This is a genomic window from Amaricoccus tamworthensis (assembly GCF_049800875.1).
In the GTDB taxonomy this organism is placed as follows: Bacteria; Pseudomonadota; Alphaproteobacteria; order Rhodobacterales; family Rhodobacteraceae; genus Amaricoccus; species Amaricoccus tamworthensis.
In genome coordinates this window covers 122,182-139,308 of the sequence record NZ_JBNAFV010000002.1, presented here as the reverse complement: position 1 = coordinate 139,308, position 17,127 = coordinate 122,182, and the positions used below count along the sequence as shown (strand labels likewise).

The 17,127-nt window shown below is 57.4% G+C and carries 17 protein-coding genes; 6 read left to right on the top strand and 11 right to left on the bottom strand.

Annotation, left to right across the window (positions count from 1 at the left end; all coding sequences use genetic code 11):
* The first annotated feature begins 45 nt into the window (after window positions 1-45).
* The 5 genes from ACP15P_RS05060 to ACP15P_RS05040 all read left to right on the top strand — a co-directional run bounded on the left by ACP15P_RS05060 (window position 46) and on the right by ACP15P_RS05040 (window position 5,015).
* Complete coding sequence (locus ACP15P_RS05060; protein WP_424927424.1) at window positions 46-834, top strand: ABC transporter ATP-binding protein; 789 nt, start codon at window positions 46-48, stop codon at window positions 832-834.
* A complete protein-coding gene (locus tag ACP15P_RS05055) occupies window positions 831-1,535 on the top strand; it encodes an ABC transporter ATP-binding protein (protein WP_424927423.1) in 705 nt (234 codons plus the stop codon). The genes ACP15P_RS05060 and ACP15P_RS05055 overlap by 4 nt, the downstream gene beginning before the upstream one ends.
* 9 nt (window positions 1,536-1,544) lie before the next feature.
* Window positions 1,545-2,558 (top strand): branched-chain amino acid ABC transporter permease, encoded by a 1,014-nt coding sequence (locus tag ACP15P_RS05050; protein WP_424927422.1) that lies wholly within the window; start codon window positions 1,545-1,547, stop codon window positions 2,556-2,558.
* Window positions 2,555-3,871, top strand: a complete 1,317-nt coding sequence (locus tag ACP15P_RS05045) for a branched-chain amino acid ABC transporter permease (RefSeq protein WP_424927421.1) — start codon at window positions 2,555-2,557, stop codon at window positions 3,869-3,871. Before ACP15P_RS05050 ends, ACP15P_RS05045 begins: the two co-directional genes overlap by 4 nt.
* Before the next feature lie 100 nt (window positions 3,872-3,971).
* Entirely contained in the window at window positions 3,972-5,015 is a 1,044-nt protein-coding gene (locus tag ACP15P_RS05040) for an aldo/keto reductase (RefSeq protein ID WP_424927420.1), read from the top strand.
* Window positions 5,016-5,034: 19 nt separating this feature from the next.
* Here ACP15P_RS05040 and ACP15P_RS05035 read toward each other — a convergent pair whose 3' ends face one another.
* The 11 genes from ACP15P_RS05035 to ACP15P_RS04985 all read right to left on the bottom strand — a co-directional run bounded on the left by ACP15P_RS05035 (window position 5,035) and on the right by ACP15P_RS04985 (window position 15,408).
* Complete coding sequence (locus ACP15P_RS05035) at window positions 5,035-6,216, bottom strand: YbaY family lipoprotein (protein WP_424927419.1); 1,182 nt, start codon at window positions 6,214-6,216, stop codon at window positions 5,035-5,037.
* 182 nt (window positions 6,217-6,398) lie between these two features.
* On the bottom strand, window positions 6,399-7,139 hold the full coding sequence (locus ACP15P_RS05030) for a YebC/PmpR family DNA-binding transcriptional regulator (RefSeq protein ID WP_424927418.1): 741 nt from the start codon (window positions 7,137-7,139) through the stop codon (window positions 6,399-6,401).
* Between the two features lie 219 nt (window positions 7,140-7,358).
* On the bottom strand, window positions 7,359-7,577 hold the full coding sequence (locus ACP15P_RS05025; protein WP_424927417.1) for a hypothetical protein: 219 nt from the start codon (window positions 7,575-7,577) through the stop codon (window positions 7,359-7,361).
* 103 nt (window positions 7,578-7,680) lie between these two features.
* Window positions 7,681-9,462, bottom strand: coding sequence for an SLC13 family permease (locus ACP15P_RS05020; RefSeq protein ID WP_424927416.1), 1,782 nt, complete (start codon window positions 9,460-9,462; stop codon window positions 7,681-7,683).
* A gap of 156 nt (window positions 9,463-9,618) precedes the next feature.
* Window positions 9,619-10,440 (bottom strand): TIGR00282 family metallophosphoesterase, encoded by an 822-nt coding sequence (locus tag ACP15P_RS05015; protein WP_424927415.1) that lies wholly within the window; start codon window positions 10,438-10,440, stop codon window positions 9,619-9,621.
* 43 nt (window positions 10,441-10,483) lie between these two features.
* Entirely contained in the window at window positions 10,484-11,056 is a 573-nt protein-coding gene (locus ACP15P_RS05010; RefSeq protein WP_424927414.1) for a 5-formyltetrahydrofolate cyclo-ligase, read from the bottom strand.
* Window positions 11,057-11,323: 267 nt separating this feature from the next.
* The gene (locus tag ACP15P_RS05005; protein WP_424927413.1) at window positions 11,324-12,088 is read right to left on the bottom strand and encodes a HesA/MoeB/ThiF family protein; all 765 of its coding nucleotides are present in this window, start codon (window positions 12,086-12,088) and stop codon (window positions 11,324-11,326) included.
* Entirely contained in the window at window positions 12,085-12,774 is a 690-nt protein-coding gene (locus tag ACP15P_RS05000) for a GNAT family N-acetyltransferase (RefSeq protein WP_424927412.1), read from the bottom strand. Before ACP15P_RS05000 ends, ACP15P_RS05005 begins: the two co-directional genes overlap by 4 nt.
* 27 nt (window positions 12,775-12,801) lie before the next feature.
* On the bottom strand, window positions 12,802-13,293 hold the full coding sequence (gene dut / locus ACP15P_RS04995) for a dUTP diphosphatase (protein WP_424927411.1): 492 nt from the start codon (window positions 13,291-13,293) through the stop codon (window positions 12,802-12,804).
* Window positions 13,290-14,486: a bifunctional phosphopantothenoylcysteine decarboxylase/phosphopantothenate--cysteine ligase CoaBC gene (coaBC, locus tag ACP15P_RS04990; protein ID WP_424927410.1), complete on the bottom strand. Its 1,197-nt coding sequence runs from the start codon at window positions 14,484-14,486 to the stop codon at window positions 13,290-13,292. Before coaBC ends, dut begins: the two co-directional genes overlap by 4 nt.
* A gap of 73 nt (window positions 14,487-14,559) precedes the next feature.
* Window positions 14,560-15,408, bottom strand: a complete 849-nt coding sequence (locus tag ACP15P_RS04985; protein WP_424927409.1) for a ChaN family lipoprotein — start codon at window positions 15,406-15,408, stop codon at window positions 14,560-14,562.
* Between the two features lie 213 nt (window positions 15,409-15,621).
* On the opposite strand from ACP15P_RS04985, the gene ACP15P_RS04980 reads away from it, so the two are divergent.
* Window positions 15,622-17,124 (top strand): YifB family Mg chelatase-like AAA ATPase, encoded by a 1,503-nt coding sequence (locus ACP15P_RS04980; protein WP_424927408.1) that lies wholly within the window; start codon window positions 15,622-15,624, stop codon window positions 17,122-17,124.
* Window positions 17,125-17,127 lie beyond the last annotated feature (3 nt).

Below are 17,127 nucleotides of genomic sequence, written 5' to 3'. Positions count from 1 at the left end.
CCGGCCCCTCCTGGGGCCGGTTCCGCATTACGGGAAAATCACCCAGTGATCCGAGTCGACAACCTGAACATGCATTTCGGCGGCATTAGGGCCGTTGACGGTGCCTCCATCGAAATTGCCAAAGGGTCGATAACGGGTCTTATCGGTCCAAACGGCGCCGGAAAAACAACCCTCTTCAACGTTATCGCCGGACACTACACTCCGACATCCGGTCACGTGTACCTCGATGGCGAGGATGTCACGGGACTGTCGCCACACGAGCTTTTTCACCAGGGCCTGTTACGGACCTTCCAGATCGCGCATGAGTTTTCGACACTGACGGTCCGAGAAAACCTGATGATGGTGCCTGACAACCAGCCAGGCGAGACGCTGTGGGATACTTGGTTCAAAAGCGGAACAGTGCGGGCACGGGAAGCGGAGGTTCGCGCCAAGGCCGACGAGGTGATCGAATTCCTCGAGATTTCCCATGTGGCCAACGAACTCGCCGGGAATCTCTCCGGTGGTCAGAAAAAACTGCTTGAGCTTGGACGCACCATGATGGTCGACGCCAAAATCGTTTTTCTCGACGAAGTGGGCGCGGGCGTGAACCGCACACTGCTCAATACGATCGGAGACGCCATTCTGCGCCTGAACCGTGAACGGGGTTATACGTTCTGCATGATTGAACACGACATGGACTTCATCGGACGGCTCTGTGACCCGGTGATTGTGATGGCGGAGGGAAAGGTTCTCACCGTTGGCAAGCCGGATGAGGTTATGGCCAATGAGGCGGTCATCGAAGCCTATCTGGGCCGGGGACTCAAAAACAAACCGCAAAGGGGCGTGACCGCATGAGTTTCCTTGCCGGCACAAACATGACCGGCGGCTACGGTGCCGCAGACATTCTGCATGACTGCACCATCGCGGTCGATAAGGGGGAAATAGCCGTCATCGTCGGCCCCAATGGCGCGGGAAAATCCACTGCGATGAAAGCTGTCTTCGGCATGCTCAAGCTGAGGCAGGGAAGCGTTACACTTGACGGCCGTGACATAACCAATCTGACACCGCAGGACCGGGTCCAGTCCGGGATGGGCTTTGTGCCGCAGACGAACAATGTGTTCGTCAATATGAGCGTCGAAGAAAACCTCGAGATGGGCGCCTATATCCGTGATGACGATTTCTCCGGCACCATGGACCGTGTTTTCGACCTTTTTCCAATTCTGAAAGAAAAACGTTCCCAACCCGCAGGGCAGTTGTCCGGGGGACAAAGGCAACAGGTCGCTGTGGGGCGCGCTCTCATGACGCAACCCAAGGTACTTATGCTGGATGAACCCACAGCGGGAGTCTCTCCCATCGTGATGGATGAACTTTTTGACAATATACTCGAAATTGCCGCGCTTGGCATCGCTATCCTGATGGTCGAGCAGAATGCGCGCCAGGCGCTCAATATCGCGGACAAGGGTTACGTTCTCGTCCAGGGGGCCAACCGCTACACCGACACCGGAGAGGCCCTGATGGCCAATCCGGAGGTTCGAAAAACATTCCTTGGGGGTTAAGGCACAATAATGACCGACATCCTCAACGCATTGGTTCTGCTCTCAAACTTTGTTTTGATCCCGGCGCTATCCTACGGCTCGCAGTTGGCACTTGGCGCACTCGGAGTCACCCTGATCTACGCTGTTTTGCGGTTCTCCAACTTCGCGCATGGCGACATGATGGCTTTGGGAACCATGGCCACAATTATGATCACCTGGGGCCTCCACGCGATGGGCGTGTCCTTCGGTCCTCTACCGACCGCCCTGCTCGCGCTTCCCTTCGGCATTCTGATTGCTATGGCCGTAGCACTCGTCACCGACCGGGCGGTCTACAGGTTCTATCGAAAACAGCGCAGCGCGCCTGTTGTTTTCGTCATGGCCTCCGTTGGCGTCATGTTCATGTACAACGCCATTACAAGAATTTTCATCGGCACCGGAGATCAGCGGTTCGCAGATGGCGAACGGTTTGTACTCAAGGTCAACGAATTCAAGGAACTGACGGGGCTCGACCAGGGGCTGGCCATTCGGACAAGCCAGTTGATCACAGTGGTTGTCATGGTTGCGGTGGTCGCATTCGTTTTTTGGTTTCTTCAAAAAACCAGAACCGGCAAAGCGATGCGGGCTTATTCCGATAACGAGGATCTTGCGCTGCTGTCAGGTATCAACCCGGATCGCGTCGTCCGGATTACGTGGATCCTCGCAGCGGCGCTGGCGACCATTGCCGGCGTGCTCTACGGGCTCGATAAATCGTTCCGACCATTCGTCTATTTTCAGCTGCTCCTGCCGATTTTTGCTTCGGCGATCGTTGGCGGAATTGGACAGCCGCTGGGCGCTATAGCAGGAGGCTTCATTGTTGCCTTCTCCGAGGTCATGGTCACATACGCCTGGAAGGGCTTCATCACGCTGATAGTTCCAGCCGACATGGCACCAGAGGGCCTCGTTCAGCTTCTCGGCACCGATTACAAGTTCGCCGTGTCGTTCATCATCCTCGTGGTCGTGCTGCTGGTCAGGCCGACGGGCATATTCAAGGGGCGGGTGATATGAGCGGTTTCTTCGACAAGTGGCGCATTCCCCTGCTCTACACGGCGATGGCTCTACTCCTTCTGGCCGTCGGGTTTGGCCAAAGCTGGACGGTGATGCTGGCGATTTTGAACCTCGGGTTGATCTCCGCGGTCATGGCTTTAGGCGTTAACATCCAGTGGGGATACGCCGGCCTGTTCAACGTTGGTATTATGGGCTTCGCCGCCCTGGGTGGTCTTGGTGTGGTTTTGACCGCCATGCCTCCGGTCCCCGCGGCATGGTCCGCCGGAGGCATCAATCTTGGGCTCGCGGCTCTCGTAATTGTCGGCACGATTGCACTTGCGCTTTTTGTTAGAGAAAGACTTCCCGGGCTTCGCGGGCCAGCAACCCTGATCATCGTTTTTGCCGGCTATGTGGTAATGCGCTTTTTCCTCGATCCAGCCTCCGAGGCAATCGAGGCGGTCAATTCAGCGTCCGAAGGGTATCTGGGTGGTCTTGGTCTGCCGGTGCTGATCGGATGGCCTGTCGGCGGTCTCTTTGCTGCTGGGGCCGCATATATTGTTGGAAAAATTGCGCTCGGTTTGCGGTCGGATTACCTCGCGATTGCGACGCTCGGCATCTCTGAGATCATCATCGCGGTCATCAAAAATGAGGACTGGCTGTCGCGCGGTGTGAAAAATGTCACCGGCCTGCCCCGCCCCGTACCTTACGAACGCGACCTTCAGGCGGAACAGTGGATCATCGACCTCGCCGCGCGTTTTGAGACGGATGTTCAGACGGCATCGGCCATTGTTGTCAGGCTGGAATACGCCCTGCTGTTTGCGGCGGTACTCGGGATTCTCATGTGGCTCTCGCAGCGCGCGTTGCATTCGCCCTGGGGCCGTATGATGCGTGCCATCCGGGACAACCGGGATGCGGCCGAAGCAATGGGCAAGGATGTAACCCGAAGGCATTTGCAGGTCTTTGTGATGGGGTCCGCGGTGGTGGGCATTGGGGGCGCGATGCTAACCACTCTGGACGGACAGTTCACGCCCTCCTCCTACAATCCGTTGCGGTATACGTTCCTGATCTGGGTAATGGTTATCGCGGGCGGTTCAGGCAACAACTGGGGTTCAATACTTGGCGCATTCCTGATCTGGTACGTTTGGGTCATGGCCGAACCGCTCGGCAGCGGGTTGATGAACCTTCTGACCGCAGGTATGGACGCAGACAACGGTCTCCGAACTCATCTGCTCGACAGTGCGGCACATATGCGCCCGTTCCTGATGGGACTGATCCTGCTGCTCGTACTTCGCTTCGCGCCGCGTGGCCTCATACCGGAACGGTCCGGGAGATAGGCCCGACACAGGCTGTAACCTCAACAATACTTGGACCCAGGGATGCTTTGAAACGGCCTTCGGAGCCGTTATCACTACGGGGCAAAACGGAGCAAATTGGATGAAAAAACACAAACTCGGGTCCAGCGACCTGGAGGTAAGCATACTTTGCCTTGGTTCCATGACCTGGGGCACCCAAAACACGGAAGCCGAGGGCCATGCCCAGATCGATTATGCGCTGGATCATGGTATCAATTTCATAGACACGGCTGAAATCTATCCGACCACGCCGGTCTCGAAAGAAACCGCGGGAGACACCGAAAGGGTAATCGGATCCTGGATCGCAAACTCCTCGCGCCGTGAGGACGTCGTGATCGCCACCAAAATCGCGGGCAACGGCAACAGGACCGCCCGCCCCGACGGCGGACCAATCACGGCGGACCATATTCGGCCGGCACTTGAGGGCAGCCTGCAGCGGTTGCGCACCGACTGGATCGACCTATACCAGCTGCACTGGCCCAATCGCGGCTCCTACCACTTCCGCCAGAACTGGAAGTATGATCCGTCCGGTCAGACAACAGGTCTGGATCAGGAATTCCACGACATCCTCGGTACGCTAGGCGATTTGGTCAAAGAAGGCAAACTCCGCCACTTCGGCGTTTCAAATGAGACGGCCTGGGGGTGCATGAAATGGATTGAAAGGGCTGATAAAACCAACGGTCCTCGGATGATTTCGATCCAAAACGAATACAGCCTTCTGCACCGAATCTTTGACCTCGATCTGGCGGAACTGTGTCATCACGAGAACATCGGGTTGCTGGCTTACTCGCCCTTGGGTGCAGGATTGCTGACCGGTAAATATGAAGGCGGTTCGGTGCCCAAGGGTTCGCGAATGGACATCAATTCCGAACTCGGAGGACGCAAAAGCGCGTGGTCAACTCCAGTCGTTTCCAAATATGTCAAAGTGGCGGCGAAACATGGTCTCGACCCCGCGCAAATGGCGCTGTCTTTCTGTGCATCACGGCCGCACATGGGGTCGGTGATTATCGGAGCGACCACTATGGAGCAGCTTGCCACCAACATCGCGTCGACCGAAATCGTTTTGAGCGATGATGTGTTGGATGATATCGCCGCCATTTACCGCGAACACCCAATTCCACTCTAGTTGTCTGAAACCGGAGAAGTTACTCGGCAACCGGGACATGGGTCAGGAGGGCTATGCAGTTGCCCTCCTCATCAAAGAGCTGCAGTTGGTCATCCGTTATGTCCCAGGATCGCGTTTCTTTCAGCACCTCACCGAGGATTTCCTCGTTGTCGCTCAGTTCACCCTCACACGCCATCAGTGTGGAGGCGGCCCCCGGTCCAAATGTCAGGCTCTCGCCGTTTAGCGCAAAACTGCCCATGATCTGGTTGCAGCCTACCGTCGCGGAAAACCGTGACTCCTCGCTACGCAGCACCAGATGGGGTTCGGCAGCGGGATAATCATCGCCAAGCATGGTCATGCCCAGCTTGCTGAATTTCCAGTAGGAATTGGTCAGGCCGAGCTCGCTGCCCGAGCTCTCGCAGTCGCGTTCAGCCCAGATACCCACAAAGCGGTCGATGAAAACCAAAGGCTCCGCATTATCATCATTGTCGCCGGGAATTTCGGTATGCCCCTCGACGCTGGCAAGTTTCAGCACTCCAGGTCCGTTTCCAGCGGCCACATAGGCATGTTCCAGCGCTTCGTGGTCACCCTCCTCTGCAACACGGAAAGCGATGCCGGTCTCGCAGTCAGTGAACAGTCCGCCATTCTCGCTGTAGGCTACCATGCCGCTCAGACGCGGTGGTTCCTTTTCTTTCCCGTCTTCTACATCTTCGTCCGCGTCTTCAACATCCGTTTCCGCGACTTCAGCCTGAGCCAAAATGATTTCGGCCTCCGGGTCATCAGAATGCTGCATGTCGCTCCGCGGTCCGATGAGCACGCGGCCTGACGTTACGGGCTTCATGATAATCTCAACATGATCCGGCGCACCGCGCGTCAGAACCAGTTGCATGGTCTGCGACGACAAAACCGGCCCGGCCTCCTCAAGCACCGAAGCGGTCACGGCGTATGTCTTTTTGGGATCGATCAGGCTGGAGTCGTAGGGGATGGAGAATTCGAATGGTGGTGCGCCATCCGTCTCGGCCTTGAAACGTCCGACCTCAACGGCGGGGGTGTCAGCCCTGCTGATGTCCTGCAGGACCGCTTCAAACATGGCGCCAGGCTTGACTGCGATACGCTCCGCATAACTGGCCTGACCAGCCAGCCACGCATCCTGCCCGAAAGCAGCGCCGCAAACAAAATACCCCAACACCAAAATTGAGGTGAACATTTTACCCGGATTCATCAACGTCCCCATTCTGCGGGCAATTTGGCAGGAAAACCCTTCATGGCCAATCCCTTTCGTCAGAATCCGATAATGAAATTTTCGTTTTCACCCGGGGCCTGTTTGTCTTCTCACGAGCACGAATGCCGATCACCCCAACAGGGTGTCAGCATGGCGGCACCGTAAAAAAAAGGTTGAAAGAATTAAAGCTGAGCCATGATTTCGTCGGAAATCTCGAAATTGGCGGTAACAGACTGGACGTCGTCATCATCCTCCAACGCCTCGATCAGTCCCATAAGGCTCTGGGCACCCTCAAGATCCAGTTCGGTCGTGGTCTGAGGCTTCCACACCAGTTTGGTGCTTTCCGACTCTCCCAATGTCTCCTCAAGTGCGTTGGAGACATCATTCAGATCCGTATCGGCGCACCAGATGACATGACCGTCATCGCCGCTCTCGACATCCTCGGCTCCCGCATCGATCGCTGCCATCATGACATCGTCGGCGGAACCTACATCCGCCGGATAAACAACCTGTCCCTTGCGGTCGAACATGAAGGAAACCGATCCGGTTTCAGCAAGGTTTCCACCGCGTTTTGCGAAGGTAGAGCGAATGCTGGAGGCCGTCCGGTTGCGATTGTCGGTCATCGCTTCGACGATGACAGCGACGCCATTGGGCCCGTAGCCCTCATAGCGGATTTCATCGTAGTTTTCGCTGTCACCACCCACCGCTTTTTTGATGGCGCGGTCGATGTTGTCCTTGGGCATCGAATTGGATTTCGCTTCCTTGACCGCCAGGCGCAGACGCGGGTTTTTCTCCGGATCCGGATCGCCCATTTTGGCAGCGACCGTAATCTCCTTGGAGAGCTTGGAGAACATTTTTGAGCGCACTGCATCCTGTCGGCCTTTGCGGTGCTGAATGTTTGCCCATTTTGAATGGCCTGCCATGATGGTCTCCGTTGCGTAGCTGGTCAGGAACGAAAGGGCTTATAGTCGACGTCCGCCCCCGTGTACAAGTCCACAAGACCGCGAACACACACTCAGATGCGTTTGTTCGCTCCATTATTGGGGTTTTGCACGCGCCATACCAGGCCGTCCGGTGTACTCACGACAGGAGTGTCCTGCGCCCGAACCAATCCCGATACGATTGACAGTGGATTCCAATACCTAAACAGGTTGCAGCAGTCTTTCGTCATCGACGAGTATGCCGCCTACGGCCCTTGCCACCGCCTCGCGATGGCGGCGCTCCGAACGGGACAGGTCATCCTCATTCGCCGAAATTTCCGCCTGCTCCCTCGCCAGAAGGCCATATTTCCTGATAACCCGGCGCGCTTCGCTGCGAATACGCTCACGCTTGGCAAAATCCTGTCTTATCCTGATGAACATAGTCCCCACCCCATTCAAATTGAGACCAATTTTGTGACAGGTTAGCTAAAATCCATCAAGAATTGTAAATCACATTGGTTAATGCGCGCCATGCGCGCACTCACTACAGATCCCAGAAGATCGGTATAAGAACGCATGTAGAAATACCGAAGATGAGGTTCATCGGAATTCCGACCCGCAGAAAATCCGAGAAACGGTATCCGCCAGGGCCATAAACGAGTGTATTGGTTTGATATCCAATTGGAGTCGCGAAAGCTGCACTGGCCCCAACCATAACGGCAATCACCATCGGCCGGGGATCAATCCCAAGGTTTTGCGACAGGGCAATAGCAATAGGCGTCATCACCACGGCCACGGCATTGTTGGTCACCATTTCGGTCAGCACTGACGTCAACATGTACACGAGCATCAGCGTCACCCAGATCGGTAGCTGGGACAGACTTGGCGCCAGAAAGTTCACGATCAAACTGACCGCTCCGGAATGTTCGAGCGCGATCCCAACGGCGAGCATCGAAAAAATCAGTGCCATGAGCTGCGCGTCAATGTAGCCGAACGCCTCGTCCGCATCGAGGATACCCGTGACGAGAACCACGGCAACCGCGATCAACGCGAGGACATGAATCGGTGCCCAGCCAACAGCCGAAATTCCGACGACAGCAGCCAGAATGAGAACCATAAAAGGCGCCATCTCGCGGCGATAGGGCCGTTCGGTTGGCTCGGAAATGTCGATCAGGTCCACATCGGTCGCAAGGCGACGAAGATCCTGCGGAGACCCTTCAAGCAGCAGCGTATCCCCAACCCGGACCACGACCTCATCAAGCTGACGGCCGATGTTCTGGTTTCGCCTGTGCACGGCAAGGGGGTAGACACCATAGCGACGCCGGAGACGAAGGGACCCCAAAGACCGTCCCACAAGGCGGCAGTCCGGCGAGATAAGAGCCTCGACCGTTGTGGTTTCTTTGGAGCCAACCCGGTCCACAAGTGTTACCTTGTTGGAGTCCTTTAGGCCAAGAAGCTCTTCCATCTCGGTGCGCAGAACGATCCGGTCACCCTCGGCGAGGACGACGTCAGGAAACTGACGTCTCAGGCTTTCCTCACCACGCAAAACGTCAATGACGCGCATGCCCTCGCGTTTGAAAAGCTGGATTTCCATCACTTTGTCACCGATGAGTGGTGAGCCCTGGGGAACCACGACCTCGGTGAAGAACTTCATTTTCTTCTTCCGGGCTCCAAGCATATCCACCATGGAATCCCGATCCGGCAGCAGACTGGGGACGGCCAGGCGCATGTAGATGAAACCGATTGCCGCGAGGCAGAGCGCCAGAGGCGTGATTTCGAACAGCGAAAACGGCTCAAGACCCGCCGATCGCGCCACGCCGTCCACCAGGAGGTTGGTCGAGGTGCCAATAAGGGTGCAGAGCCCCCCCATGATTGCAACGTAGGAAAGCGGGATCAGCAGCCGCGACGGGGCAATTCCCAGTGTCTGGGCGAGCTTCACGGTGATCGGGATCATCACCAGAACAATCGGCGTGTTGTTCATGAAGGCCGAGGAAAACAGCACCATGAGGCCAAAAGCCGCCACGACCAGCTTCGGATTGGTCCCGCCGTAAACGTTTATTAGACGGGAAATGTTGTTCAGCACCCCGGTCCGGACCAGCCCACCCGACAGGATAAACATGGCCGCAATGGTCCAGGGTGCCGGGTTCGAGAACACATCCAGAACCTCGTCCGTTGGAATGGCCCCTCCCACCACAAGCACGGACGCTCCCGCCAATGCGGTAACCTCTGTTGAAAAGGTCTCGCGCAGGAAAAACACGAACATTGCCACAATGACCACAAGCGTAAAAATGGCTGGGAAGAGTGGCGAGCCAATGATGTCGGTCAAACTGGTACCCTGTTACAAAACCATGCTGTCAGTGGGAGACGGTAAGTGCGACGGTCAGATGCTCCAACAACACGATGGAGGAAAATGTCGTATCCGAGGATCATACTCAACGATTCTTCCACTGCTGCAATTTTTTCAGGCAATGCCCGTGTCGGATCAGGCGAGCGGGCCAGGTCCGGACGCGGAAAGGCGTCCGCCCACCCGTACCGGCACGGCTTTGACGGCTTTGCCGCTGGCATCGTCGGTTTCGACAAACACACCGCTTAGAGTTGCTGGACCAGACGCTGGCGTGAACCTTGATTTTGTCATGCCGGTCACGAAACGCGAAATGGGTTCGAGTTTGTCCATACCAATCACGCTGTCGTAGTCACCGCACATCCCCGCATCACTCTGATAGGCCGTGCCTTTAGGAAGGATCTGAGTATCTGCCGTGGGCACGTGAGTATGCGTTCCGACGACGAGGCTGGCCCGGCCGTCGCACCAAAAGCCCATCGCCATTTTCTCGGACGTGGCCTCCGCGTGGAAATCGACGATGACCGCGTTCGCGTTGCCTAAAGGCGCCTGTTTCAGAGCCGCATCGATTGCCGAAAACGGGTCGGCGAAGGCGCGTCGCATAAAGACCTGGCCCAGGACCTGAGCCACAAACACCTTTTTTCCGCTGGCAGTGGAAAAAACGCGCGCTCCAATTCCGGGTGCGGTGCGGGCGTAATTGAGCGGTCGCAGGACACGGTTGTCCTTCTCAACATGACCGAACATGTCTTTTTGGTCGAAAGCATGGTCACCCAGCGTTACGCAGTCGGCTCCGGCCTCAAACAGAAGGTCCGCATGGGCCGCGGTTAAACCCATGCCACCGGAGGAATTCTCGCCGTTGACAACCACAAAATCGAGGGACCATTCCGTCCGGAGCCGCGGAAGCGTTTCGGCTACAGCCCGGCGTCCGGCACGCCCCATCACGTCACCAAGAAACAGAATTTTCATGCGGCATGCTTAGTTTGTATGGCCATGCGCGGCAAGCGCAGGTTCAGTCAGGTCGGATAATTCCACTCTCGGTCACCACGCCATCAAGCTGAACATCGGTTTTTTCCAAAGGTAATTCAGGCACCTGCTGACCCGCATAAGCCACGCCAAACGCCTGAATTGGGTGAATGGAAGAGAGTTTGGCCAGAGTTCGGTCATAGAAACCGCCTCCGTATCCCAAGCGATAGCATTGCTCATCAAACGCAAGAAGGGGCACGAAAAGAAGATGTGGACACACCCACGGTCCTCCGGCGGGAACCGGCACGCCAAACTCACCTTTCACGAGGTCAATGCCCGGATGCCAGTCACGGAACCCGAGCGCCTGACCGGCCCCGGTGACCACCGGAACACAAACCTTGTGGCGGTGTTGATGCAGGGCATTCAGGAGAGGAAGCGTATCCATCTCCGTCCGGATCGGCATGTAGGCCGATACCCTTGCGTGGCCCGTCATATGAGATGCCAGTCCTAGGGCAAACGCTACCATCCTTTGGGCGGCCGCGCCGGTTGGATCGTGCAAAGCCTTTCGACGGGCGACAGCGGTGGCTCTCGCTTCGGACTTCACGGCTTTGAAATTCATTCTGATTTATCCTGTGGCGGGCCCGACGCGACCGTGGGGGTGATTGATCCTTGAGAGCCTGTATAAACAGGTGGGCACCAGGTGCGATAGGCCAGGACCAGTCACAGAGCCGGCTCCCTCAAGAGATTTTATGGCCACTAGGATGCTACCCCGAAGACGTGAAGGTCAGCACCCGCCGAAAAACAATCTAGGCGTTCGCCGGACGCTTTTGAAGCCCCCGCGACCAAAATCGGCAAAGGATGCAAGCAATTCGACGGGAGAGGCACTTTATTCAGGGCCGCTGCCCGCACAAACCGGGCACTTTGGGTCAGGGGAGGTGCGCATACGGCGGAACTCGGCACCGAGCGAGTCGTACATCAAAAGCACCCCCCGCAATCCGGTCCCGGCACCGGTGATTTCCTTGATCGCTTCCAACGCCATCATGGATCCGAGAACGCCAGGCAGGGCACCGATGACCCCCGCCTCCGCGCAGGCGGGGACCATTCCATCCTCAGGCCGCCGAGGAAAAACACACCTGTAGCACGGACTACCGCTGGAGGGATCGAACAAACTGATCTGGCCTTCCCAACGACCCATGGCGGCCGAAATCAGAGGTTTTTCAGCGCGCGCGCATGCTTCGTTCACGAGATAACGCGTAGAGAAATTGTCGCAGCCATCGAGGACCAGATCGTAATCCAGAAGAATTCCGTCGATGTTTTCCTGATCGAGACGCACGTCGTGGCCCACGAAATCGACATGGGGATTGATGTTCTCGACACTGTCACCCGCGCTTTCTATTTTGGACCGGCCGATCCGGTCGGTTGTGTGGATAACCTGTCTTTGGAGGTTCGAGAGGCTTACCGTGTCGTCATCAACCACACCGAGCGTGCCCACTCCCGCCGCAGCCAAATAAAGGATTGCGGGACTACCCAGACCACCGGCGCCGACAACCAGCACCTTCGCCGATTTCAACCGTTGCTGACCGGGGCCTCCGACCTCATGCAAAACGATATGACGGGCGTAGCGCTCAAGTTCAACCGGTTCAAAACTCATCCCACGCCCTTTTCCATCCACGACCATTCGACGCCGCCGCCCAGATCCAGCCGGGCAACCTGTCGAAAGCTCAGATCATCCATGTCGACCGCAATCCGACCGTCACCCATTTTCGTGACAATTTTATTTAATCTCAACTCACGCGCGTGCTCTTCTGCAGCTTCCACAAGCTTCTTCGCAACACCCGCATCCGGGCAATCCGGCTGAACATAGAAAAGGTCTATTTGCAGAGATGAGCCCTGAAGCCTCCAGGCGAGGTGAGCTGCAATTTCACCATCCTCTCCGCGCCATGCAAACGAGCCGCGATCGTCCCTTGCCGGGACGCGACCCATTTCGACCAAAGTATCCTCTCGCAAAGCGGCATCATCAGAAATAATGACGAGGCCGCGACGTGCCGGCGCTGCCCCGCTTCCCCGGATGCCGTCGTCCTGTACGCCGGACCGCCTGCGCAACGTCCGAATTAGAAAAGCGTATCCCGCGATGGGTACCGCGACCACCAGTGTCCAGCCCAAAAATGAGATCGAATCTCCAGCATCAAGTGCGTATGGCGCACCATCCGGCAAAGCCCAGCGCGCCATAAGGAGCACCGCCGCAATAACGCAAATCAGGAGGTATGCCCGGCGTCCCGCACCAAGCTGTTTCGCCAGAAGGAACGCCGTGCCAAAGAGAGCGAGGTGCAGGATCACGCCGCGAACGCCTGAAGGTTCAGAGGGTTACGCCAGTATTTTCCCATGGCTCGCCAATCCCGTGGACCCAAATCCGCCCTGCCCCCGTGCCGTCATATCCAGTGTATCGACCAACTGAAACCGGGCGCGGGTTACCGGTGCGACCACCAGTTGGGCGATCCGCATGCCGTGTTCGACAACAAAATCATCGGGTCCATGATTGATGACAATGATTGCCACCTCGCCCCTGTAATCGCAGTCGACAGTGCCTGGTGAATTTGCCAGCGTAAGCCCATGCTTGAGAGCCAGCCCCGACCGAGGGCGCACCTGAACCTCAAAACCCTCCGGGATTGCCATGGCCAATCCGGTCGGTACCAGCCACCGCTCACCGGGAGCGATACCATGCCCTGTCTCCCGTTCTCCAAAAGCCAGACAGGCCACCACGTCCATACCGGCGGCCCCGCTGCTGGCATAGGACGGGAGAGGCAGTTCCGGGTCGTACCCTTCAAGTAACTTGATGGCAATTTCGATGTTACTCATGCGAGTGCTTCCACAATTCGGTCCACCAGTGCATCGGCAGTGTTCCGTTTTGACATGCGCGGCCATTGTTCCGCACCATCGTCGGTAACGAAGATTGCCGAATTCTCAGTGCCGCCCATGATTCCGGTCCCCGGGCTTACATCATTCGCGACCAGCCAGTCACACCCTTTTCTCAGACGTTTGGCAGTCGCGTTTCCGATGACGTCATCAGTCTCAGCCGCAAAGCCGATCACCAGTCGCGGACGATCCACATCCAATTTGGACACGGTTTTGAGAATGTCGGGGTTTTCGACCATTTTCAAAGCTGGCGGCTCCCCGGAGCCGTCCTTTTTGAGCTTGGAGCCGCTTTCCTCGGCCATTCGCCAGTCCGCAACCGCTGCAGAGAAAACAGCTGCGTCCGCAGGCAACGCATCAAGCACCGCGTCGCGCATCTGCAAAGCCGTTTCGACCTCGACGATTTTTGCGCCTTCAGGCCGCGGCGCTGTTGCGGGTCCGGTCACAAAAACCACCTCCGCACCCTGCGCCACGAGGGCGTCAGCGATAGCGGTTCCCTGTCGTCCCGATGACCGGTTGGCCAGGTAGCGCACCGGATCAATCGGTTCATGTGTCGGACCGGACGTCACCACAATCCGCTTGCCTTTCAGCGGTCCATCCGACAGCGCCGCCTCAATCGCCGCAAATATCTCGTCCGGTTCCGCCATCCGGCCTAAACCATATTCGCCACAGGCCATGTCACCCTCGTTCGGACCGACCATCAGAACGCCGTCTTTTCTCAAGATATCGATATTGCGCTGCGTTGCCGGATGCTCCCACATCCGCACATTCATGGCAGGTGCCATAAGAACCCGCTTGTCGGTTGCCAGAAGAAGCGTGGAGGCAAGATCATTCGCCAACCCGTGCACCTGGCGCGCCATCAAATCTGCGGTCGCCGGGGCGACCACGACCAGATCGGCGCTGCGGGACAGCTCTATGTGGCCCATTTCGGACTCCGCAGTGAGGTCGAACAGTTCCGAATAGAGTTTATTGCCTGCCAGAGCGGACACGGTAAGAGGCGTCACAAATTCCGAACCGGCCCTTGTCAGCACCGGTACCACGTGGACGGACGCTTTTTGCAGCAACCGGATGAGCTCCAGACTCTTGTAGGCGGAAATCCCACCACCTATGACCAGCAGAACGGCCTTTCCGGCAATCACGGCAACCCCTCCATCACTATGCGTATCCCGCTCCACCTGAAATAGGAGGTTTAGGCCGGTATTACCATCCGGGTTATTCTACTTCCGTGGAACCGCCGTCATCAAACGCGTCACATGGATCATCCCGATCCGGCGCCGGCGCAGTCATCCATGCATCAAACTCGCGGTCCTCAGGCTGCGGTCCTTCGCCCTGCCCCAACGTGAGCACACTGACCTCTGGTTCCGCCAGTCTCATCAGCGCCGGAGCCCCGAAACGGGCGTCGGCATGTCCGCTGCCGGTGATCACGACCACACGACCATCCTCACCGACATGGTTCCGTGCCCAGAGCGCGGCATCCGCAAGGCCGGCATCGCGAAAACGCTGAACCTCTACCATTCCCGGCAACATTACCTCCGGCAGCGCATTGCAGTGGGATTCCATCATTTCAAGTTCGCGCAATTTCTGATCCGCCTCAGAAAACGGCTGTTCCAAACCGTATGTGGCGGAATGCACTCCAAATGCTTTTGCCGCACCTTCGGTGGCCGCGGTGCGAATATCCTCGGGCGACTGCCCAGCGCCGAAAACGCGCGCGAACGGCGCAGCTTCCAGAATGGCCGCGTAGTAGTCAAAATCCGGCCAGCCACTGTTTTCCCAGTCGAGCGCTTCAGCCAGTTTCGCCCGCCCGGCCCCGGCTTTGCGAAGATCGTTGACAAGATCCTCATCTTCCTGGTCAATCATCTCAAAGACCAGTGCACCGGGCTGCAATTCCTCCACAATACGGGCCTGATTTTCGTGGTGCCCAGGATTGTCGTGGACCTCACCCAAAACCACAATCTGTGCGTCGGCCGCATGTCCGATAAAGGCTTCCAGAGCCGTCTCATCCGCGAAAACAGCGTTGGACAGACATGAAATGCAAACCGCCAACGGCGTTATCTTCGTCACGTGGCTTCCTCCGGCCAACTTTGTATGCCCCCACAACGGAGCGCTAAAAAACACCGATACTATGTGGAACTGTCACAATAAATACAATTTCAGTCAACAATCGGCGAATGGCGGCCGACCGCTACCGTTCACCAATTCCAGCAGAATTCATGGAAATTAACGAAAACGCAATTCAGGCAATTCAAACCCGGAACACAGTCTCCGGGACACCGCATGATTACCTGCACATATACCGTTGCTTTTCAGGGCGTTGAGGCCAAAATCGTCGAGGTCCAATGCGCAATTACGGCCGGACTGCCCGCCTTCAATGTGGTTGGACTGCCCGACAAGGCCGTCTCGGAGGCCCGTGAAAGGGTGCGCTCCGCGCTCACGGCCATGGGTCTTGCTCTGCCTGCCCGGAGGATCACGGTAAACCTGTCTCCCGCCGATCTGCCCAAGGAGGGCAGCCATTTCGATCTGCCAATCGCGCTTGCAGTTCTTGCCGCGATGGAAGCCGTGCCGGCGGATATTGTTTCGCAACAGGTGGCTTTAGGTGAGCTTTCCCTAAACGGCACGCTGGTGCCGGTACTTGGCGCATTACCATCGGCTCTCGCCGCGGCGGAGGCGGATTGCGGTCTGATCTGTCCGGCGGCCTGCGGTGCGGAAGCGGCGTGGGTAGGTTCGGTTCAGGTTATCGCACCGAAAACGCTTCTGGCGACGGTCAATCATCTCAACGGCCGCTCCGTCCTGCCCACAGCCGAACCCGGCACCGTCAGCAAGCCCGCGTCGTATAAGGATCTTTCCGAGGTGAAGGGCCAGGAAAAAGCAAAACGCGCCCTTGAGATTGCAGCGGCCGGTCGGCATCATATCCTTATGGTAGGTCCACCAGGCAGTGGCAAATCCATGCTGGCGGCCCGGCTCTCCGGAATACTTCCACCGATGGAACCTAGCGAAGCTCTCGAGACATCCATGATCCATTCGCTGTCCGGATTGCTCGACGAGGGTGGCATTCACCGCGACCGGCCGTTTCGCGCTCCGCATCACACGGCATCGATGGCCGCGGTCGTTGGCGGAGGGCGCGGGGCAAAACCTGGCGAAATCAGCCTTGCCCATAACGGCGTTCTGTTCATGGATGAGTTTCCGGAGTTTCCGCGCGCGGTGCTCGAAACGCTGCGCCAGCCCATTGAAACGGGAGACGTGGTTGTGGCCCGTGCAAATGCGCATGTGACCTACCCCTGTCGTTTCATGCTCGTGGCTGCTGCAAACCCCTGTCGCTGCGGTTACCTTGCTGATCCCAACCGCTCCTGCGCCCGGGTTCCGGACTGTGGCTCAGACTACATGGGGCGCATATCCGGCCCCCTGATGGACCGGTTTGATCTGCGGGTTGAGGTACCGCCCGTGCTGCCTAAGGAACTTGGCAGCATGGCGCCCGGCGAAAGCAGTGCAGCCGTTGCCCAAAGAGTTGAGGCCGCCCGCGCAATACAGAGCGAACGTTTTTCTGATCTGGATGACGTCACGGTCAACGCCGACGCAGAGGGGGAACTACTGGATTCCATTGTTTGCATGAATGACGAGGCCGATGCATTTTTGACTGCCGCCGCTGAAAAGTTTCATCTAAGTGCCCGGGGCTACCACCGCATCTTGCGCGTAGCGCGGACCATTGCCGACCTGGCAGGGTCCGAAGAAGTGCAGAAATCCCACGTTGCGGAGGCCGCGGGGTACAGACTGGCATTTTGACCG